The sequence below is a fragment of the Capnocytophaga genosp. AHN8471 genome, from assembly GCF_016806945.1.
GTDB classification, from domain to species: Bacteria; Bacteroidota; Bacteroidia; order Flavobacteriales; family Flavobacteriaceae; genus Capnocytophaga; species Capnocytophaga periodontitidis.
Genome location: NZ_JAESPJ010000015.1, coordinates 29,437 through 51,146, shown reverse-complemented (window position 1 = coordinate 51,146; position 21,710 = coordinate 29,437). Strand labels below are relative to the sequence as shown.

Annotated in this window: 16 protein-coding genes; 15 read left to right on the top strand and 1 reads right to left on the bottom strand. The window is 40.7% G+C overall.

The genetic code is table 11. The features are described 5' to 3' along the window. The first annotated feature begins 41 nt into the window (after window positions 1–41). The 5 genes from JMN12_RS06510 (at window position 42) to JMN12_RS06490 (ending at window position 10,916) form a co-directional block, all read left to right on the top strand. Entirely contained in the window at window positions 42–1,376 is a 1,335-nt protein-coding gene (locus tag JMN12_RS06510; RefSeq protein ID WP_203084518.1) for a hypothetical protein, read from the top strand. 3 nt (window positions 1,377–1,379) lie between these two features. Next, window positions 1,380–2,321, top strand: coding sequence for a hypothetical protein (locus JMN12_RS06505; RefSeq protein ID WP_203084519.1), 942 nt, complete (start codon window positions 1,380–1,382; stop codon window positions 2,319–2,321). Between the two features lie 6 nt (window positions 2,322–2,327). Then, a complete protein-coding gene (locus JMN12_RS06500; RefSeq protein ID WP_203138128.1) occupies window positions 2,328–6,368 on the top strand; it encodes a two-component regulator propeller domain-containing protein in 4,041 nt (1,346 codons plus the stop codon). Between the two features lie 43 nt (window positions 6,369–6,411). Continuing rightward, window positions 6,412–8,478, top strand: coding sequence for a beta-galactosidase (locus JMN12_RS06495; protein ID WP_203138126.1), 2,067 nt, complete (start codon window positions 6,412–6,414; stop codon window positions 8,476–8,478). Window positions 8,479–8,846: 368 nt separating this feature from the next. After that, entirely contained in the window at window positions 8,847–10,916 is a 2,070-nt protein-coding gene (locus JMN12_RS06490; RefSeq protein ID WP_203138125.1) for a GDSL-type esterase/lipase family protein, read from the top strand. A gap of 6 nt (window positions 10,917–10,922) precedes the next feature. On the opposite strand, the gene JMN12_RS06485 is transcribed toward JMN12_RS06490, so the two are convergent. Continuing rightward, window positions 10,923–12,044 (bottom strand): glycosyltransferase family 4 protein, encoded by a 1,122-nt coding sequence (locus JMN12_RS06485; RefSeq protein WP_203094219.1) that lies wholly within the window; start codon window positions 12,042–12,044, stop codon window positions 10,923–10,925. A gap of 313 nt (window positions 12,045–12,357) precedes the next feature. Between JMN12_RS06485 and rimO the strand changes: the two genes are divergently transcribed. The 10 genes from rimO (at window position 12,358) to JMN12_RS06435 (ending at window position 21,441) form a co-directional block, all read left to right on the top strand. Then, the gene (gene rimO / locus JMN12_RS06480; RefSeq protein ID WP_203138124.1) at window positions 12,358–13,668 is read left to right on the top strand and encodes a 30S ribosomal protein S12 methylthiotransferase RimO; all 1,311 of its coding nucleotides are present in this window, start codon (window positions 12,358–12,360) and stop codon (window positions 13,666–13,668) included. Window positions 13,669–13,744: 76 nt separating this feature from the next. After that, complete coding sequence (locus JMN12_RS06475) at window positions 13,745–15,064, top strand: UDP-glucose dehydrogenase family protein (RefSeq protein ID WP_203138119.1); 1,320 nt, start codon at window positions 13,745–13,747, stop codon at window positions 15,062–15,064. A gap of 73 nt (window positions 15,065–15,137) precedes the next feature. Beyond that, window positions 15,138–15,359 carry a hypothetical protein gene (locus JMN12_RS06470; protein WP_088595252.1) on the top strand — a complete coding sequence of 74 codons (222 nt, stop codon included), beginning with the start codon at window positions 15,138–15,140 and terminating at the stop codon, window positions 15,357–15,359. Further along, the gene (locus JMN12_RS06465) at window positions 15,341–15,634 is read left to right on the top strand and encodes a Txe/YoeB family addiction module toxin (RefSeq protein WP_088593453.1); all 294 of its coding nucleotides are present in this window, start codon (window positions 15,341–15,343) and stop codon (window positions 15,632–15,634) included. Before JMN12_RS06470 ends, JMN12_RS06465 begins: the two co-directional genes overlap by 19 nt. A gap of 154 nt (window positions 15,635–15,788) precedes the next feature. After that, entirely contained in the window at window positions 15,789–16,637 is an 849-nt protein-coding gene (locus JMN12_RS06460) for an NAD-dependent epimerase/dehydratase family protein (RefSeq protein WP_009413015.1), read from the top strand. A 266-nt stretch (window positions 16,638–16,903) separates the two neighbouring features. Next, entirely contained in the window at window positions 16,904–17,524 is a 621-nt protein-coding gene (locus tag JMN12_RS06455) for a hypothetical protein (RefSeq protein ID WP_088593455.1), read from the top strand. Window positions 17,525–17,646: 122 nt separating this feature from the next. Further along, entirely contained in the window at window positions 17,647–18,627 is a 981-nt protein-coding gene (locus JMN12_RS06450) for a 2Fe-2S iron-sulfur cluster-binding protein (protein ID WP_203138117.1), read from the top strand. Between the two features lie 234 nt (window positions 18,628–18,861). After that, on the top strand, window positions 18,862–19,635 hold the full coding sequence (gene rfbF, locus JMN12_RS06445; RefSeq protein ID WP_015781976.1) for a glucose-1-phosphate cytidylyltransferase: 774 nt from the start codon (window positions 18,862–18,864) through the stop codon (window positions 19,633–19,635). Further along, window positions 19,626–20,696: a CDP-glucose 4,6-dehydratase gene (rfbG, locus tag JMN12_RS06440; RefSeq protein ID WP_203138115.1), complete on the top strand. Its 1,071-nt coding sequence runs from the start codon at window positions 19,626–19,628 to the stop codon at window positions 20,694–20,696. Before rfbF ends, rfbG begins: the two co-directional genes overlap by 10 nt. Before the next feature lie 367 nt (window positions 20,697–21,063). Beyond that, a complete protein-coding gene (locus tag JMN12_RS06435; protein WP_034555318.1) occupies window positions 21,064–21,441 on the top strand; it encodes a GxxExxY protein in 378 nt (125 codons plus the stop codon). Window positions 21,442–21,710: the final 269 nt, after the last annotated feature.

The following is a 21,710-nucleotide window of genomic DNA, read 5'->3' as shown; positions in this document are numbered from 1 at the left end:
CTTACTTTTGTGTTATTAAATAATTCTAAAAATTAAATATAATGAAACAACTTGTAAAAAATGTGACAACTATTTTAATAATAGGAGTCTTTATGGTTACAGGAGGATGTAAAAAAGATGAAAACACCCCTGAGAACAATAATACGGAGATTGTTAATAATATCCGTAATAATTACTTACCTTTAAAAAATAAAGAGGTAGATTCTATTTTGAGAACTGATTATGGTGTAAATAATCTTGAAAAAGTAGACATTGAACTCGTTAAAAAAGATCCTCTTATTTTTACAAGGGTAATTAATAGAGATACCCTTTCAAAGGATTTTAAGTTTCTTATTCTTATCAAGAAAAAGGATAACCAGATTATTACTTTTGCTAAAAAGCAAGATAATAAGTCAATACATAGTAGATGGAGATTTTTAGACGAAGGTGTTCCACGAAATTTTCCGCCTCCTGTTTCGGGTGGGCGTTATCCTTGTGGGCATTTAGATGGAGATCCTAATTGTATTCACTCTGTACACGAATTAGAAGAAGTTGTTGTAACAGGAAGAATAGTAGATTATTATGAAGAAATAGTTCTGATAATATCAATGTACCCTAATTTTGAATGTTTAATGGATGAATTAGATATTATGTATGCTATAGATTGGGACGGAGAAGATTCCATATTCAATGCCATCGAAGACGATAGACAATGCCTTAGAGTATATTATCCTCCTAATAATAGTGGTGGAGGCAATAGTGGTGGAGGCAATAATAGTGAAGGTAAACAGGAGGATAATATTATAGATAAACTTAATAACCCTTGTGCAAAAGCCCTTTTAGCTAAAGCCCCTAACTTAAATAACGATATTGCTAAGATTCTTAGAGAGACTTTTGGTACAAATAATAAGTATAACATTACTGTTACTGAAAAACCTCTTTCTGGGATGTCAGGTTACTCTTCTTTTCCTGAAGTTAAACAAAACTCTATAGAAGCTATTATTTACTTAAATAGTAATATGTTCGGTACAGTAACACAAGAATATGTTTTAGCTACTATTTATCACGAAGTAATACACGTTTTTCTAAATGCAGAACACGCGAAATTAGGAGAGACTGTTTTTAATCAAAAATACCCTTCTGTTACATATCAAGATTATCCAGTAGGAAATGGGCAACAAACAAGAAGATATAAGCTTAGAACAGACCATAGTAGGTTTGATGCTTTCTTAGAAAAATTAGCTCAAAGTATTATTTCATTTAATCCTAATTTTACATTAGAAAGAGCACGTGCTATAGCAAAAGAAGGTATTGTAGAAGATTTTTTCATATCTCCTACTGATGCTACATTTATTCAAGAACAAAAAAACGGTACAAATGGTACAAAATGTCCTTAGGTTATGAAACAAATACTTTATTTTGTATTATTTTCTTGTTGTGCTGTACAAGCACAACAAGAAAAGTATGTATTATTGGATAGTTTAACAACTAACTACAAGGTAAAACAGTATACGCTCGACACTTCCCCTTATGGGGTTAAAAATACTATTGAGGCATATAATGTTTTTCTCAATCGCTATGATAAACAGTATATAATCCTTCTTTCAGTACTTCCCGACCTTGAAAGCAAGAGCAATTGGCAAGAAATAGATTTAAAAAAGGTTCAGAATAATTTATTTTCTACTAAGAAGCTTTTTGAGGAATTGGAAAAAAAAGTACTTGGCTATGACATAATTAGTGAAAAGGAAATCAAACCTATACCTAATACTCTGAAGTTAGTAAAAAAAGTAAAGAATACATATTATGTAAGTAAAGAGTGTATGGCAGAATCTTTTTATTGTATAGATATTCCTGAGCAAATGATTATTGCTACAGGAAACTATATTATCAATACCCATCAACCTATAGTACCTATTACTTTATTAAAAGAAGTGTATCAAAAAAAGGTAAATACCAAATTTCCTCTTGATTGGAATGAGTATCCTCCTATAGAAATTCCTAAACATCAGGAACATATTTATTTAGCTAATATTGAAGAAAAAGAAGGTAATACTGTCTATTATTTTTATCAATTTGCGAATATTTTTAATAGAGGTATCTATCAATTTGCTTATATCAAAAGCAAAGGAATTGTAGCTGGCACTTATGATGATTACTTTTTTCCAAAAGGAAAAGTATATTATAGAGGGGGAGACTGGCTAAAAGTAAGACGTCCTTATAAAGAAGAATTACTTTGGGCTGAAGAACTCAAAAAAGAGTGGAGAGATAAAGAAATGAAATGGCAAAAGGAACAAGAACGAGAACGAGAAGAAGAATTAGTAAGGGCGTTAAATGGTAAATAAAAAACTATGAAAAACCTACTCTACATACTCCTTTGCATTCCTGCGTTGCTCTCAGCGCAGGACTGGGCGTATCTATCCAAAATCACCACTCACAACGGATTGGTAAGCAATGAGGTTACCAGTATGTTGCAGGACTCAAAAGGCTTTATATGGATAGGCACTGATGACGGTTTGCACAAGTTTGACGGCTATGATATCACTGTTTATAAGCACAATAGCACCCAGAAGAACAGCCTGGCAGGGAACTCTATTAGGTGTTTGTTTGAAGACAGTCAGCACAACCTTTGGATTGGCTTAAAAGGCGAAGGACTCAGCAAACTGAACCTGCGCACGGGTATCTTCACCACCTACAAACATCAAAAAGGGAGTAAAAGCCTTAGCTATAACGATGTAGCGGGCATAGTAGAGGACGAGGCGGGTATGATTTGGATAGCCGTAGACCGCGGCGGACTGGATATGCTCAACCCCAAAACAGGAGTCTTCACTCATTACGACATTCGAGAAAAAGGCACTTCCAAACCTCTGAATAACGCCCTTACGGGTATGGTAGCTACCAATGGCACGCTCATACTCAGTTCGTGGGGTGGCGGGGTGTACCGTTTTAACCGCAAGGAAAAACAATTTGAACTACACCCTTATTGGCATACAAACGACACTGATGAGAAGGTATGCAAGCACATTTTCAATCTCTACAAAGACCCAGAAGGCACGGTTTGGGTATCCTCAGCTCACGGTGGTTTGTATAGCTTAAATGAAAAAACGAAAAACTACCAACGTTATGCCGTATGTGACGCGACCCATTGCACGCATAATGTGAACGTGCTTTCGGTTGCCGATGACGGTCAGCACAACATTTGGATAGAAACCAACGAGGGCATCAAACTTCTCAACAAAAACACTCACACCATTACCGACTTGCAAAACCCGCAACTCGCTAATGAAAGTGTGAATCACATCTACCGAGATAAAAGTCAGCTGATGTGGGTGAGTACCGCCTCAGGGATTTACTATTTTAGCCCTACCCCTGCCCAATTCAAATGGGTGAGGTACAAGAATTTTCTTTCGGAAAAACAAGTGCGCGCTATCTTTAAGGACAGCAAAGGCAACCTCTGGATAGGAGGCTTAAACCATATTGATAAACTCAATCCCGACAGAAAGACACTCACTGCTTTTAGCAACCAATCCTACAACCCCAATACTCAGCTCTATCAAGCTTTCTGTGAAGATGCCGAAGGGAATATTTGGATAGGCAACTACGCCAATTTCCTCATTAAGTACAACCCTTCGTCCAACAGTTTTAGTCAGGTGCCCATTCCAGTGCCTACCGGTACGAACTACACCTACCGCAACGTCTATCAAATTACCAAAGATTGGGATAATTCCTTTTGGCTTGCTACCGAATTGGGGGCAATCAACTACCAGCCCGCTACGGGTGTTTTTACCCCGCTATTCGAAAGTAAAAACATCATCTACCCCGAAGATAAAACCCACGTAATTCACCGCGACCAAGACCTCCTTTTGTGGGTAGGCACCGAAAAAGGCTTGCGTTGTTACACCCGCGACCTAAAACTCAAACACACCTATACAGCCCTAAAAAACAACACACACGCCCTGAGCAACGACTTTATTACGGCTATCCACGAGAGCAAGGACGGCACCTTGTGGATAGGCACCAAAGGAGGGCTACACAAGTTCGACAAGAAAACCGAACGCTTTGAGCTCATTTGTCGTAAAGGCACCGACTATGGCGACCCTATTTTCGGTTTGGCAGAAGACAACAGTGGCAATCTGTGGATGAGCACCCCTTCGGCAGTACTGAAATACACCCCAAAAAGCCAACAGTTCCAAGTGTTCAATGAGTACGATGGCTTGCAAAATTCGGGCTTTCAATTAGGAGCTTTTGCACAAGCCAAAGACGGCGAGCTACTCATTGGAGGAAAAGACGGTTTTAATACTTTCTATCCTCAACAGCTTACACTTAACCAAACCCAACCTAAAGTAGTTATTTCCGATTTTCAAATATTCAACAAATCGGTACGACCAGAAGAAAGAGGGGTGCTCACCGAGGTAATAGACGAGACCCAAAGCATTCACCTCAAACATTGGCAATCAGTAATATCGTTCCGTTTTTCGGCATTGAACTATCGCGCTTCTTTCAAAAACCAATACGCCTATATGCTCGAAGGTTTCGACAGCGATTGGATTTACGACACTTCTGAACGCATCGCTACCTATACAAACCTCAACCCAGGCACTTACATTTTCAAAGTAAAAGCCACTAACAACGACGGGGTGTGGAGCGAAAAACCTACTACAATTAAGATAGTAGTAGCACCTCCGCTTTGGCGAACAACTTGGGCTTATATCCTCTATGCCTTGCTGGGATTGGGCTTGCTTGTGCTTATCGTGAAGTATTACACCATCAAGGAAAGAGACAAGCAGAACCTGCGTATCTCGCAATTGGAAGCACAGCGTATGTACGAAATCAATGAGATGAAAACCAACTTTTTCTCTAACATCTCTCACGAGTTCAAAACACCGCTTTCGCTGATTGTAGGTCCGCTAAACCAAATGGTAGATGATGAGAATTCTCCTAAACAGCACAAAGAGATCTATACAATGATGTTGCGCAACGCCCAAAAACTGATGCGCCTCATCAACCAATTACTTGATTTTAGAAAGTTAGAAAAGAACAAATTAGAGCTGAATTTGCAATACGACGATGTAGTGAAATTTGTAAAAGGAGTGAGTGAAACCTTTGCTTATCTCGCTTTAGAAAAACAAATACAATACACTATCAAGAGTACTATGCCCAGCTTGTGGATGCCTTTTGATGCCGATAAATTAGACAAAATTCTCTACAATCTCATCGGAAATGCCTTCCAATACACCCCCGAAAAAGGTGCAATCACGGTGCTTATTGCCACTGTGGTACAAAACCAACAGAAGTTTTTGCAAATCAAGATAGCCGATACGGGCATTGGCATCTCCAAAGAAGAACAAAAACAGCTCTTTACCGCTTTCTTGCAAGGCAAACGCCAAAAAGAACTCCACAACGAAGGGGCTGGCTTAGGGCTCGCCTTCACCAAAGACCTCGTCGACCTACACCAAGGACATATAGAGGTAGAAAGTGAAGAAAAGCAAGGGGCTACCTTCACGGTATTGTTGCCTATTTTAGATGTGCCACAACTCCACGACGAGGCTTCTATCACCTTGCAACAGATAGACACTACCCAAGCAGTAAAAGAAATAGCTCCACAAGAAAATGCAACCGACAAGGAAGAGACTATTTTGGTAGTGGAAGACAACGACGATATGCGCGATTATATACAGCACATTCTCAACGAGCATTTCCACGTACTATTGGCACGCAACGGTGAAGAGGGCTTAGAATTGGCAATTACCCACATCCCCGACCTTATCGTATCGGATATTATGATGCCTAAACGCGATGGCATTTCAATGGTAAAAGAACTGCGCGCCAACGAAAAAACAAACCATATTCCTATCATTTTGCTCACTGCCTTAGACAAGGAATCGCAAGTGGTAGAGGGGTACAGTTTGGGTGTGGAAGACTATATCACCAAACCTTTTTCGGCTAAAATACTCAGCAAGCGCATCGAAAATATACTGCTTTCGCGCAAGAAGCTGTGGGAACAGTACAGCTCCTCATCCGACCTGAATGTGTACCGCGAAAAACTCATCGGGCAACCTTGGAAAAAAGAGTTTGTAGATAAAGTGAACAACATTGTAATGGAACACCTTAGCGACCCTGAGTTTGGTATCGATGCCCTCGCCGATGCCCTAAATATGAGTACTAACCAACTCTTCAAAAAGGTAAAAGCTATTATGAACACCACCCCTTACAACGTGATTGTACAAATACGTATGACCGCTGCTGCCCAACTGATGAAGCAAGGCAATTTGAACATTTCGGAAGTAGCCTATAAGGTGGGTTACCAAGAGCTATCGAACTTCAGTCGTTCGTTTAAGAAGTTCTACAATGTCTCACCGCGAGAGTATTTGAAAGGGGAAAGTGAAAAGTGAAGCGTATAAGTTAATTTGATAAGTTTTATAAAAGAAAAGATAAGTGGATAAATTCTTTATCGTCTTACCTTTGCACCATAAAATGTACCACCAAAAAAGTATTTGTATGTTTTTAAAAAATTGTATATACCTTTTATGCCTTGGGATTGCCTCCATCACTACCACTGTGAAAGCGCAACCCTATGTATCACCCATTGGTGCACAAGTGTTTATTGAACCTGGTCAGAGTGATGAGGAGATAAATACTTGGTTCAAACTCCTCAGCGAGCACCAAATGAACTGTTGTCGCATTCGTATGTTCGAAAACTATATGAAGCGCCCCGACGGTACTTGGGATTTCTCACTGTTCGACAAGGCTTTTAAAGCAGCCGAGCGGTACAATGTGAAGATTGTAGGCACGCTCTTCCCCGCTGCCCCCGACAATTCTTTAGGAGGCTTTAAGCACCCTTATTCGCAGTCGCATCTACAAGAAATTGCTACCTATATCAAGCAAGTAGTAACCCATTTCAAAACCTCACCTGCCCTCTATGGTTGGGTGCTGATGAACGAACCTGGCACTGGAGGTTGGGTGCCTAACGACGCTTTTGCCAATACCCAAAAAAGTGAATGGCTCAAAACATTACAGCCTACTGCCTACAACAGCAAAGGCTACCCACAAATAGTAGATTTCACCCCTCAACAATTCTTGTTGCACTACAACACTTGGTACCTGCAGTGGATTGCCAACGAGGTGAAAAAATACGACCCTAATGCCTATTTGCACGTCAATTCTCACCAAATATTCAGCAATATTGCCGAATACAACTTCCCCGCTTGGCGCAACTTTCTCAATTCGTTAGGCGCTTCTGCTCACCCCAGTTGGCATTACACTATGTTTCACAGAAATCAGTACGCTACAGCTTTGGGGGCAAATTGCGCTATCATACGTTCGGGAGCAGGCGAATTGCCTTTTTGGGTAACCGAATTGCAAGGAGGCAACAACACTTATAGCGGTTATAAAGCCTTCTGCCCTACCAAAGAAGAAATTACCCAATGGCTGTGGACGAGCGTTGGCAACGGTGCTGAACACATCTTGTTTTGGTGCTTAAACCCGCGTGCTGTGGGCGATGAAGCAGGCGAATGGGCGCTCGTAGATTTCCAAAACCAACCTACCGACCGACTCATTGCTGCCTCCGAAGTTGCCAAAACACTCCGAAAAATCAATATCAGCAAATTTAAACCCGTAGTAGCCAACATTCATATCCTCTATACCCGCGAAACACTTTGGGTAGAAAAGAAAGCACAACTAAATGATAATACCAACAATAATTACGAGGGCAGAAACACGGGAGGAGCTATGAAATCGGCGTTTGCAATGTATGAAACCCTACTTGAAAACGGTATCAATAGTCAGTTTCAGTGCTTTGATGAGTTCAACTGGAACAAACCCTCTTACAAAGGCGAAACCATTATTTTATCAGGACAAATAAGCCTCCCTTCGCGTTATTGGGAACCCCTGCGCAACTTTGTACGCAATGGCGGCAAACTGATAATGGAAGGACTCAGCGCGTTCTACGACGAAAATATGTTTGCCCTACATCACACAGGATTTCCGCTACAAGATGTATTAGGGGGAGCGCTGAAAGAAGTAAAATGCCTCCCTACTGATTTCAGTGTAAATTACCAAAACGCACTCCTGCCCGCCCACCTTTGGAAAGGCAGTATCTACAATACTCAAGGACAAATAGTCGCCCAAGAGGGGAATAGTGTGTTGGCAACGCGACATCGCTTTATGAGGGGAGAGACTTTTTGGTTTCCATCGCTATTGGGGTTGGGCGCTTTGCGCAGTGGTAAAGGAGAATCGCTTTCACGTTTGCTACTCGCCGAAACACAAGCTACAGTCCCTTTTCAGTTTGAAACTTACCAAAAAGGAGTGCAAATGTATACAATGCAAAAAGGCAATCAATATCTTACGATCCTCATCAACAAACGTCCACAAGCTACCACAGTAGCATTGCGTTGTCCCAAAGGAGTAAATCCTTCAGTCCTTTTTGCCGATAAGGGAGGAAGTACAACAGCCAACACCGCCCGCCTATCCTCTGAAGAAACATTAGTAATTCTTTGGAAATAAAATTTCCTAATCAATTATTTGAAATTTTTGTATCATAAACTTTGTCAAAGTCCCAAAACTTTGTCAAAGTCCCAAAACTTTGACAAAGTCTATAAACCTGATTATCAATATCTTTTGTAGTATGTTATGTAGGAAAACCAGCGATAGCTGGGTATGTGCTGCAAACGCTCACATAAATAAAACTTTTCGGACACCCTCATTCACCGTCAGGTGAATATTCGTGAGATAATAAAAAAATAAAGACTTTTATGAGAGAACAAAACTTAGACCTTTAAAACACAAGCACTAATGATTCTTTGGAAATAAAATTTCCCAATTCGCTAATTATTTGTACTTTTGTAATTGAATAGCATTCAATTTGCAACCAAATGAAAAAACAACTACTCTTTATCAGTGCCTTAGTGCTTGGCTCTTTAGGTTGGGGACAGCGAAAACCTATCAAAGTAGCTTGCATAGGTAACAGCATTACCTACGGCTATGGCATCGAAAATCGCGAACAAAACAGTTACCCATCAGTGCTACAACGCTTGTTAGGTAAAGGTTATAAGGTGGAAAATTTCGGTCATTCAGGAGCGACTTTGCTCAGCAAGGGGCATCGCCCGTACATCCAACAAGAGGAATACAAAAAAGCCCTTGCTTTTGCAGGCGATATCGTCGTTATTCACTTGGGTATCAACGATACCGACCCACGTAATTGGCCTAACCACCGCAATGATTTTGTAAAAGATTATCTCACCCTTATCTCTTCTTTTAAAAAAGCAAACCCTAAAGCGCGCATCGTCATTGCACGTATGAGTCCGCTATCACATCGCCACCCTCGTTTTGAGTCGGGTACACGCGATTGGCACGCCGAAATACAACAAGCCATTGCGCTCGTTGCCCAGCAAACAAACGCCCAGCTCATCGATTTTCACGAGCCGCTGTACCATTTCCCACAAATGCTCCCCGATGCCGTACACCCCAATGCACAAGGGGCAGCTATCTTGGCGCAAGTAGTCTATGGAGCTATTACAGGCGATTATGGCGGCTTGCAACTCCCTGAAATCTATTCCGATAATATGGTATTGCAACACGGGCAGTCGCTGCCCTTGCACGGTATCGCCAATGCAGGTACTAAAATCACTGTAACAATAGGAAATCAACAACTCAACACCACTGCCGATAGCAATGGCAAATGGCAAGTAACCTTAGCACCACTTGCAGCCAAAGAAACTTACACTTTGCAAATTACTGCCGGTAAAGAAAAACGTGTTTTTAAGAATGTAGTAGCAGGTGAAGTGTGGCTTTGTTCAGGACAATCGAATATGGAGTTTGAAATGTTCCAAGCCTCAACAGGCGAAAGAGATATCCCACAAGCCGAAAACCCTAATATTCGATTGTTTGATATGGAAGCCCGTTGGCGCACTGATAATGCTAATGCTTGGGAACTTTCAGCTTTAGATTCTATCAATCAGTTGCAGTACTATAAACCTGCACAATGGGAAGTGTGTAGCCCCAAAACCGTACGTGCCTTTTCGGCTGTAGCCTATTATTTTGGACGTCGCCTCCAAAAAGAGTTGAATATGCCTATAGGGCTCATCTGCAATGCCGTAGGAGGATCGCCTACCGAAGCGTGGATAGACCGCCGTACATTGGAATACGACTTTCCGCGTATCCTCAACAATTGGCGTGAAAACGATTTTATAATGGATTGGGTGCGCCAGCGTGCAGGCGAGAATATCGCTAAAGCTACCGATAAATTACAGCGACACCCTTACGAACCTGCCTATCTATTTGAAGCGGGCATATTGCCTTTAGAGAAGTATCCTATCAAAGGAGTGATTTGGTATCAAGGAGAATCCAATGCGCATAACAAAGATGCACATAGCAAGTTGTTTCCACTGTTAGTAAAAAGTTGGCGTACCGAGTTTAACAATTCGCAATTGCCTTTCTATTATGTGCAGCTATCGAGTATCAACCGTCCGTCGTGGGGTTGGTTTAGAGAAAGTCAGCGCCGATTGATGAAGGTAGTGCCTCACAGTGGAATGGCAGTATCCTACGATTATGGTCACCCCACCGATGTACACCCCAAAAACAAACAACCCATAGGCGAGCGTTTAGCACAATGGGCTTTAGGCGATACGTATGGCAAAAAAGTACTCCCTTCAGGACCTTTGTTCCGTTCAGCAACTTTCAATGGAAAAGTCGCTACAGTTGCTTTTGATTATGCCCAAGGAATGCACTCCGCCGATGGTAAAACCTTACGTGGGTTTGAACTTTCTGATGGTAATGGAATTTTCTATCCGGCAACAGCCGAAGTTATAGGAGAAGAAGTAAAAGTGACAAGTGAAGAAGTAAGTAATCCCAAAGCTGTGCGCTATGGCTTTAGCCCCGTTACCGACGGCAATTTAGTAAACGAAGCCAACTTGCCCGCCAGTACCTTCACAAGTGAACCCTAACACCTATTACCTATCCCCTAACACCTGCTCATAAACTCTCATCAATTCTTGAAATACAGCATCATCGGTAAAGCGTTGTGCATAGTGGTAGCCTTCGGTAATCATCGTCGTGCGCAACGCTTCATCGGTAGTGATTTTCACTATAGCCTCGCGTATTTCGGTAGCCGCTTGGTCTAAATTCACATAAATAGAATGAGCTCCTCCTGCTTCGGGAAAACAACTGCCCTTAGAAGTGATAACGGGCGTTTTAGAAAATAAAGCTTCTATGATAGGAATGCCAAAACCTTCAAACACTGAAGGATAACAGAACACAATTGCCAATTGGTAGATAATCGCCAATTCTTCCATTGATACACCGCTGAGCAACTGCACGCGCTCACTGAGGTTATGCGACTCACAATACCTCTTTATCTCTTCGTAGTATTGAGTGGGCTTACCTACCAATATGAGCGACATATCTTCAAGAGGTTCAATAGCTTTCACTATTTCGAGAGCATTTTTGCGAGACTCTATAGCCCCCACATTCAGCACAAAACGTTCAGGAAGTCGGTATTTTTGGCGTATAGACACTTTTTCATCTTTAGTATATATTTGTTTAAACGCCTTGTGACAACCCTGATATACCACTGTAATTTTCTCTTCGGGAACACCCAAATAAGTGATGATATCGCGTTTTGTCTGTTCGCTAATAGCGATGATATGCTGGGCGTTTTGGGCAGCATAAAGAAACTTTTTATAGTGAATTTTTCTATCGAAATACGAATACCATTGGGGGTAGCGCATAAAAATAAGGTCGTGAATCGTCACCACCGTCGGCAAATGCTGAGCGATACCTTTGGGAATTTCTCCCGAAAGTCCGTGATAGATATCTATAGGTAGTTTTTTAGCTATATCAGTGATTTTCAAGCTGCGCCAAAGGCTTTTAAATTTGCGCCAGAAGAAAGATTGAGGAGTGATTTCAGTAGTATTTTCATCAATTTTCACCCCTAAAAATTTGCGTTTTTGAGGGTTGAATAGGTACAAATGACCAACCTTATGCTCTTGGAGCATACGAATCAAGTCGCGACTGTAGTTACCCAAACCGCGAAAGTTATGAAAAGCCCGTTTGGCATCAAAAGCTATGTTCATCCGTTAAAAAAATATCATATTGTTTTATGCAATCTGTGTAAATCCAGCAGCGCCAGCTGCCAATTCGTGAGATAATATTGAAATAATATAAAGAATTTTATGCAATCTCAAATTCGTAAAAATTCGTGGGATTCGTGGGAGACTTTCTAAACATCAGCGTTTCTCAGATACTCTCAGAGCCCCAAAAACTCATTTCCCTGACACCTATCCCCTGACACCTATCCCCTAAACCTCGCCGCAAAGATACAAATAATCAGCAAATTGGCAAATTAGCAAATTATCCGTACTTTTGCACCCCGAAACAAACTGAAGAATGCGAACAAGATCAATAAAAAAGAATACTATCAATGTGGTAACCCTTGGTTGCTCTAAAAACGTGTATGACAGCGAAGTGCTAATGGGGCAATTAAAGGCTGGTGGTAAGGAAGTAGTACACGAAAAAGAAGGTAACATAGTGGTTATCAACACCTGTGGATTTATCAACAACGCCAAAGAAGAGAGCATCAACACTATATTGGACTATGTACAACAAAAAGAAGCAGGATTAGTGGATAAAGTCTTTGTAATGGGTTGCCTCTCCGAACGCTACAAACCCGATTTAGAAAAAGAAATCCCCGATGTCGATCAATATTTTGGAACTAGTGAATTGCCCGCTCTGCTCAAAGTTCTCGGCGCCGACTATAAACACGAACTCATAGGTGAACGACTCACCACTACACCTAAAAATTACGCCTATCTTAAAATATCCGAAGGTTGCGACCGCCCTTGCAGTTTTTGTGCTATACCACTGATGCGTGGCGCTCATATCTCTACCCCCATTGACGATTTGGTAACCGAAGCCGAAAAACTCGCCGCCAAGGGGGTGAAGGAACTCATACTCATCGCTCAGGATATCACTTATTACGGCTTAGACCTCTACAAAAAACGCGCTCTTGCCGACCTCTTGCGCGCCTTGGTAAAAGTTGAAGGGATTGAGTGGATACGCATTCACTACGCCTTCCCCACAGGTTTCCCGATGGACGTGCTTGAGGTGATGAAAACCGAGCCTAAGATATGTAATTATTTAGATATCCCACTGCAACACATTTCCGATAAGATTCTCACCAGTATGAAACGCGGTACCACCCAAGAGAAGACTACCAAGTTGCTTAAAAAATTCCGCGAAGCAGTCCCCGAAATGGCAATCCGCACAACCCTAATTGTAGGTTACCCTGGCGAAACCGAAGAAGATTTCCAAAAACTAAAAGATTTTGTTAAAGCAATGCGTTTTGATCGCCTCGGTTGTTTCACTTATAGTCACGAAGAGAATACCACAGCCTACGAGTTAACCGACGATGTCCCCGAAGAAGTAAAGCTACAACGTGCCAATGAAATTATGGAATTGCAATCGCAAATATCGTGGGAATTAAACCAAGAGAAAGTAGGTAAAACCTTCCGTTGCCTCATCGACCGCAAAGAAGGCAACTATTTCGTAGGACGCACCGAATACGACTCCCCCGATGTCGACAACGAGGTACTTATCGACGCTAAAAAACACTATGTGAAAATAGGCGATTTTACCGATGTCAAAATTATAGAGGCTGCAGATTACGATTTGTACGGAGAACCCATTACAAATTGTTAAAATTTACTAATTGACAAATTTGCTAATTGACAAATTATTCATATCTTTGCAAAAAATATAATACAGAAATCCATATATGAAAATAGCAGTCATAGGCACTGGTTATGTAGGTTTAGTATCAGGCACTTGCTTTGCCGAAATGGGCAACAAGGTAACCTGCGTAGATGTCAATACTGAGAAAATAGCAAAACTCAAACAAGGAATTATACCTATCTACGAACCTGGATTGGAAGAGATGGTGCTGAGCAACGTAGCTCATCAAACCTTATTTTTCACAACTGATATAGCCGAGGCTATCAAAGATGCCGAGGTCGCTTTTATAGCTGTAGGAACTCCTATGGGCGATGATGGGTCAGCCGATTTGCAATATGTGCTTTCAGTAGCCCAAGCTATAGGTGAAACTATGCAAGGAGAGCTCATTGTAGTCGATAAATCTACCGTACCTGTAGGTACAGCCGATAAAGTACGTGCTACCGTACAAGCCGCCTTAGATAAACGCGGTGTGAATTACAAATTTCACGTAGTATCCAACCCCGAGTTTTTAAAAGAAGGTAAAGCAATTGAAGATTTTATGAAACCTGATCGCGTGGTAATAGGATCGGATAACGAATACGCTTTCAAGAAAATGAAAGAACTCTACAATCCGTTTTATATGCAAAACGATCGTATGATCACAATGGATATCCGCTCGGCCGAAATGACCAAATATGCAGCAAATACAATGCTCGCCACCAAAATATCGTTTATGAACGAGATTGCCAATATCTGTGAGCGTGTAGGAGCCGATGTGAACAAAGTGCGTATCGGTATAGGATCCGATAGTCGTATAGGCTACAGTTTTATTTACCCCGGTTGTGGCTATGGAGGCTCTTGCTTCCCCAAAGATGTATTAGCTTTAAAAAAATTAGCCGAAGAGGTAAATTACAAAGCCAAATTGATAGAAGCCGTCGACGATGTAAACAACCGTCAAAAATATGTAATTGCTCAAAAAGTAATCGCTCACTATGGTGAAGACCTCAGCGGCAAAACCTTTGCTGTATGGGGGCTCTCATTCAAACCTGAAACCGATGATATGCGCGAAGCTCCTGCAATTTATATCATTAAAGAATTGGTGAAACGCGGTGCCAAAGTACAAGCCTACGACCCCAAAGCCGTTCACGAAGCCAAAGTATGTTACCTAAAAGATGTTGAGGTTACTTATGTAGAGAGCAAATACGAAGCCCTAAAAGGAGCTGACGCCTTGCTTTTACTCACCGAATGGAAAGAATTCCGCGTCCCCGATTTTGATGAAATCGCCAAATTACTAAACGAAAAAGTCATTTTCGATGGTCGCAACCAGTACAACGCCTTTGAGTTACCCCAAAAAGGATGGAAATATATACAAATAGGAGTTTAATAGTTAGGTGAGAGTTCCCACAATTCCTATAGCTCTCACAGCTCCCATAGCACCTATAGAAAAAGAATTAATTATGGTTACATTACAATTAACATTTAACAATGAGGCAGAATACGCACTCTTTGATACCCTTTTTGAAAAATTCAAAATCAAAAAAAAAGTGGTGAGTGTAGGAAAGCCTTTGAATACTTATTCTGAAACTACAGCTCAGAAAATAAAAAAAGCTCGTAGTCAAAAACAGAAAGGAACACTTACCACTGTAACACCAGATAACCTATGGACACTGACCAACTAACTTTTATAGTGCAAATATCCGATGATGCAATAGATGATTTAAAAATTATCAAAAAGTCAGGAACTCCTGCTATAAAAACAAAAATAGAAAGAATCATTCAAGAGTTACAAGAAACTCCAACAAAAGGAGTAGGGGCTCCTGAACAACTTAAAGGAGAAGAAGGCGTTGTTTATAGCAGAACACTCAATAAAAAAGATAGGCTTGTTTATGAAATATTAGAAGAAGAAAAACGTGTAATTATAATTCAATTTTTAGGGCACTACCAAGATAAATAAAGATTACATCTCTTATGAACTTTGTCAAAGTCTCAAACTTTGACAAAGTCTAATGAACTGATAATCTGTTTTATAAAATTACCAGTATCATCTGAATTTCTCTGAGCCTCTCTGAGACCACTGATAAATCACATTTTAATTCTGCATTTGCACAATGAAAATATTAGTAACAGGTGGCGCTGGCTTTGTAGGTTCAAACCTTTGTGAAGCCTTAGCCAACAACCCTCAAAATGATGTCTATTCATTAGACAATTACTTTACCGGAAGCCGAGACAACCACGTGGCGGGAGTAACCTATATAGAAGGTAGTACCGAACACATTTTCGAGCTCATCAATTTCACTCCCGATTTGATATACCATTTAGGAGAATACTCTCGTGTAGAACAAAGTTTTGACGATATCGATAAAGTGCTTCTGTTCAATAAAATAGGAACTTTAAAAGTGTTAGAGTTCTGTCGTAAACACAATTGTAAATTAGTATATGCAGGCAGTAGCACTAAGTTTGGCGATGGTGGGATTGGCAAAGACCAAAGCCCTTATGCGTGGAGCAAATCCTCTAATACCGAACTGATTATCAACTATGGCAATTGGTATAATTTAAATTATGCCATTGTATATTTCTACAATGTCTATGGCAAGCGCGAAATACGCACAGGCAAATACGCAACCCTCATCGCCCTCTTTACCGAGAAAATGAAGAAAGGCGAACCTCTAACAGTAGTGAGCCCTGGTACCCAACAGCGCAATTTCACCCATATAGACGATATAGTTGATGGATTGCTATTAGTAGGACAAAAGGGCAAAGGCGATGGCTACGGCATTGGCAGTCCTGAAACCTATACAGTCCTCGAAATAGCCCAACTGTTTGGAGGCGAGATACAAATGCTCCCCGAGCGCAAAGGCAACCGTATGACAGCCGAAGTTGTTACCAAAAAAACAGAAGCCCTCGGCTGGAGAGCTAAGAAGCATATAAAAGACTTTATAGAAAAACTAAAGAACTAACAGCTTGAGAAAAGGGAAGAAGATAAATTTATCGTAACTATAGGAATAACAGTGACGTAATCGTTAAAATACCTTTACTTCACTGCTCCCATAGCTCCCAAATCACCCGTGTAGATTGCACTCATAAAACCCTCTCATTTTCAAACCTATAGACAAAAAATCTCTTTTCTGCCTAAAAAATATTTTCATAAATTCGTAAATAATTAAAATATTTTTGTACCTTCGCGCCTCAAAAACATTTTAACACCTTTTAACATTTACCATTTATGATGAACTTTTTAACACTCAAACAATTCTCCCCTAAACGTTTGCTCAAAGGAGACGACTATGTAGAAAAAGAAACCGATAGCATCCACAATGCCCTATTCCTACCCGTGACTATTGTCTCTTCATTTGTATACTATGCCGCCCACACCGATATCGAAAACAAAATCCTCTTCTATTTAGCTGGCGTTTTTGGAGTTATCTACTACATTCTCGTTAGGCTCGTCTTCACCTATCGTTTGCAAAAACACTTAGCACAAACAGTACCTAACTATCAGTTCAAGTGGAGCTTATGGTACGTCAATTGGAAAGACGAAGCTCTACAACAAGCGTGGAAAGAAAAACTACAAGCTGTGCGCAAACGCGGAGATCTCACTAACGAAAAACACCTGCGAATACTCCACACTTACCAATGCCACAACACCGCCCACTGGGCCTATGCAGGGCTGTTCCTACTCATAGTCATAGGAATCTTTTGCGCATTTCTATTAGCAACCACCAAATCCCACCACAAACTCACCGAGTTCAACCGCAACCGACGCCGAGCACTCTCCGCAAGAGTACAACACTTAGCAAAAACCTCTACCGATAACAACCTACTCACCCTCAAAACATTGGTATAACACCCCACTAAACAAATATACTAAAACTTCTAAAAAAAACTACACATTCAACCTATTTCATAAATAAACATAGGTGTTATCCAAAATAATTTTGTATATTTGCGCCCTAAATATTACCTATCTTGTCAACATATACCATACATTTAAAAAACGACAAATCTTATCCTTGTGATGAGAATACCTCTTTGCTAAGAGCCGCCTTAGATAACGATATCAGTTTAGAATATTCGTGCTTTGAGGCACGTTGCAGGAGTTGCCGTGTAAAAATACTTCAAGGCAAAGTTGAGAATTTGCAAGACGAAAAAGTGCTTACCGCAGAAGAAAAAGCAGCGGGCTATGTACTCTCGTGCAATGTAGTACCTAGATCAGAAGTAATATTAGATGTAGAAGACTTGGCAGTAAAATTGCCTAAACCACAAGTTACACCTTGTAAAATAAACAACATCACTGTACTTACTCCTAATATTGTAGAAGTAGTATTGCGCTTGCCCCCAAAGATAGTCTTTCAGTTCTTGCCTGGACAGTATGTAGATATTATCAGAAACGGACAAAAACGCAGTTATTCTATCAGTCATAGCCAATGTGAAGGCAATGAACTAAGACTCTTTATCCGTAATTATGAAGGAGGTTTATTTAGTCAGTACTGGTTTAACGAAGCCAAACCTAACGACTTATTACGAATGGAAGGCCCACTGGGTACTTTTTTCTATCGCAATAATCCCAATTGTGAGGAGATCGTTTTAATAGCTACAGGCACTGGAATCGCACCTATAAAAGCAATTTTAGAGCAGCTGCAATCTACACCTGATTTGACAGCTCATAAAAAAATATGGCTTTTATGGGGAGGAAGAAAACGAGAAGATCTCTTTTGGCAACCCAAAACAACACTACCTAATTTCACCTATATACCCGTACTCTCTCGCGAAGAGCAGTGGCAAGGGGCTAAAGGTTATGTACAAGAAATAGCATTACAGCAGCCTATCCATTGGCAAAAAGCACAAGTATACGCTTGTGGTAGTGAAGTGATGATACAAAGCGCTCAAAAACTCCTCTCCGAACAAGGACTAAAAGAAGAAAACTTCTTCGCCGATGCCTTTGTTTAACCCCATCAGCGCAAGCTGAAAACATTCGTGCCTATTCGTGCAATTCGTGGGCGAAAAAAAAACATCAGCGCAAGCTGAAGTATTCGTGCAATTCATAAACTTAGAGGTCAAAAACCTTATCATTACAACCTGAAAAATATTCGTGCCAATTCGTGAAATTCGTGGGCGAAAAAAAAAACATCAGCGCAAGCTGAAAATATTTGTGGTCAAAAAATAATTCGATATAAAAACACTATGAAAGCAGTAATATTAGCAGGTGGTCTCGGTACACGCCTCAGTGAAGAGACCGTTGTAAAACCCAAACCAATGGTAGAAATAGGAGGAATGCCCATCTTATGGCATATCCTCAAAATTTATTCACATTATGGCATCAATGAGTTCATCATCTGTTGTGGCTATAAAGGCTATATCATCAAAGAGTATTTTGCCAACTACTTTATGCACCAATCGGATATCACTTTCGATATGGCAAACAACGAGATGCACGTACACCAAAAACGTGCTGAACCGTGGAAAGTAACCCTCGTAGATACAGGAGAACACTCTATGACCGGAGGACGCCTTAGAAGAGTATTGCCTTATATAGCCAATGAGGAAGCTTTTTGCTTTACCTATGGCGATGGGGTAGCTGATATTGATATTGCTAAATTACTAGCTTTTCATAAAGCTCACGGCAAGCAGGCTACCCTCACTTCTGTCTACCCCCCAGGTCGCTTTGGAGCTTTAGATATAGTAGACAATCAGATTATGAAGTTCCAAGAAAAACCAAAAGGCGATGGTGCTCTCGTAAACGGAGGTTTCTTTGTCCTTTCTCCCAAAGTGATAGAGCGCATCAAAGACGATAATACAATTTGGGAACAAGAACCTCTCAAAGGATTAGCTGCCGACGGACAGTTGATGAGCTACAAACACGAAGGATTTTGGCAACCTATGGATACCCTTCGCGACAAAATGCTCTTAGAAGAATTATGGCAAAACAATAAAGCTCCTTGGAAAGTATGGCAATAGGAAAAGTAAATCCACAATTTTGGAAAGGCAAACGCGTATTTGTTACAGGGCACACGGGCTTCAAAGGTTCGTGGCTATCCCTATGGCTACAGCTGATGGATGCTGAGGTAAAAGGATTTTCTTTAACTCCTCCTACCCAACCCGCACTCTTTGATGTAGCTAAAGTAGGCGATAATATGCAAACTGAAATAGGCGACATTCGCAACCTGCAACAGCTATCGCAAAGCATTCGTGCTTTCAACCCCGATGTGTTGTTACACTTAGCAGCCCAACCTTTAGTGCGACTTTCCTACAAAGAACCTGTAGATACGTATAGTACCAATGTAATGGGCACTATAAACGTTTTAGAAGTAGCTCGCCATACTCCTAACCTAAAATCAGTGGTAGTCATCACAACCGATAAGTGTTATGAGAACCACGAATGGGAATGGGGCTACCGCGAAAATGAACCTATGGGGGGGCACGACCCTTATAGCAATAGCAAAGGATGTGCTGAGTTAGTAGTGTCTGCCTATCGCCGTTCGTTTTTTTATACTAACGATACCGCAGCTGTTGCTTCAGCCCGTGCAGGTAATGTGATAGGAGGTGGCGATTGGGCTGACGATAGATTGATACCCGATATCTTGCGCGCTTTCGAAAAACAACAACCTGTAATCATCCGCAACCCACTATCCACCCGTCCGTGGCAACACGTTTTAGAACCCCTTTCAGGCTATTTAGTATTAGCTGAACGATTGTATAATGAGGGCAAAGCTTTTGCCGAAGGTTGGAATTTTGGACCTAAGGACGACGATTGCCAATCAGTACAATGGATATTAGAGAAAATGGTAAAATTTTGGGGCGAAGGAGCTCGTTATGAATGGGACAAGAGCGAACAGCCTCACGAAGCTAACTTTCTAAAACTCGACTGTTCCAAAGCTGCCACCCGACTCAAATGGCATCCTCAATGGCGACTCGCCGATACTTTAGAAAAAATCGTCCATTGGCATCGCGCGTGGCTACGAGGAGCAGATATGCAAACCCACTGCCTTTACGAAATCAAAGGCTATATGGAATCCTAAACCCATCAGCGCAAGCTGAAACATTCGTGCAAATTTATGAACTTAGAGGTCAGAACCCATCATCTCAACCTGAAAAATATTCGTGTAAATTCGTGAGATTTGTGGGCGAAAAACCCATCATTGCAACCTGAAGTATTCGTGCAAATTCTGTAATTATAGGTCAAAACCTATCATCTCAATCGGAAACATTCGTGCAAATTCGTGAGATTCGTGGGCGAAAAAAATATCAGCGCAAGCTGAAGTATTCGTGCAAATTTATGAACTTAGAGGTCAGAACCCATCATTGCAACCTGAAAGATATTCGTGTAAATTTGTGAGATTCGTGGGCGAAAAAAAACCTGAAACAAATTGTATCAACAACAAAATGATGATAATAGAAAAAGAACTCTCCTATAAAATTGTAGGAGCTATTTATGAAGTTTACAATCAATTAGGTATAGGATTATTAGAAAAAGTATACGCTTCTGCACTCAAATTTGAGTTAGAGAGCAGAGGGTTAAAAGTACAAACAGAAGTACCTATTCCTGTATACTATAAAGGTAATCTTTTACAAGATGTTGCTTTTAGAATAGATTTATTAGTAGAAGATAGAATTATTGTTGAGATTAAATCAGTAGAAGAACTAAGTGCGAAACACCACAAACAAATTTTAAACTATTTAAAACTATCAAATTTAAAATTAGGAATATTAGTCAATTTCAACGAAGTAGATATCAATGAAGGAATTTTCCGAAAAGTGTTATAGAAACCCCATCATTGCAACCTGAAAAACATTCGTGCAAATTTGTGAGATTCGTGGGCGAAAAAAATATCATTGCAAGCTGAAATATTCGTGCAAATTTATGAACTTAGAGGTCAGAACCCATCATCTCAACCTGAAAGATATTCGTGCAAATTCGTGAGATTCGTGGGCAAAAAAACCATCAGCGCAAGCTGAAACATTCGTGCCAATTCGTAGGTAACCCTCATCATCTCAACCTGAAAAATATTCGTGCAAATTCGTGAGATTCGTGG

Excerpts from the sequence above, each read along its gene's own strand:
- JMN12_RS06510 (WP_203084518.1), top strand. The coding sequence starts at position 42 with ATGAAACAACTTGTAAAAAATGTGACAACTATTTTAATAATAGGAGTC.
- JMN12_RS06505 (WP_203084519.1), top strand. The coding sequence starts at position 1,380 with ATGAAACAAATACTTTATTTTGTATTATTTTCTTGTTGTGCTGTACAA.
- JMN12_RS06500 (WP_203138128.1), top strand. The coding sequence starts at position 2,328 with ATGAAAAACCTACTCTACATACTCCTTTGCATTCCTGCGTTGCTCTCA.
- JMN12_RS06490 (WP_203138125.1), top strand. The coding sequence starts at position 8,847 with ATGAAAAAACAACTACTCTTTATCAGTGCCTTAGTGCTTGGCTCTTTA.
- JMN12_RS06485 (WP_203094219.1), bottom strand. The coding sequence starts at position 12,044 with ATGAACATAGCTTTTGATGCCAAACGGGCTTTTCATAACTTTCGCGGT.
- rimO (WP_203138124.1), top strand. The coding sequence starts at position 12,358 with ATGCGAACAAGATCAATAAAAAAGAATACTATCAATGTGGTAACCCTT.
- JMN12_RS06475 (WP_203138119.1), top strand. The coding sequence starts at position 13,745 with ATGAAAATAGCAGTCATAGGCACTGGTTATGTAGGTTTAGTATCAGGC.
- JMN12_RS06470 (WP_088595252.1), top strand. The coding sequence starts at position 15,138 with ATGGTTACATTACAATTAACATTTAACAATGAGGCAGAATACGCACTC.
- JMN12_RS06465 (WP_088593453.1), top strand. The coding sequence starts at position 15,341 with ATGGACACTGACCAACTAACTTTTATAGTGCAAATATCCGATGATGCA.
- JMN12_RS06460 (WP_009413015.1), top strand. The coding sequence starts at position 15,789 with ATGAAAATATTAGTAACAGGTGGCGCTGGCTTTGTAGGTTCAAACCTT.
- JMN12_RS06455 (WP_088593455.1), top strand. The coding sequence starts at position 16,904 with ATGATGAACTTTTTAACACTCAAACAATTCTCCCCTAAACGTTTGCTC.
- rfbF (WP_015781976.1), top strand. The coding sequence starts at position 18,862 with ATGAAAGCAGTAATATTAGCAGGTGGTCTCGGTACACGCCTCAGTGAA.
- rfbG (WP_203138115.1), top strand. The coding sequence starts at position 19,626 with ATGGCAATAGGAAAAGTAAATCCACAATTTTGGAAAGGCAAACGCGTA.
- JMN12_RS06435 (WP_034555318.1), top strand. The coding sequence starts at position 21,064 with ATGATAATAGAAAAAGAACTCTCCTATAAAATTGTAGGAGCTATTTAT.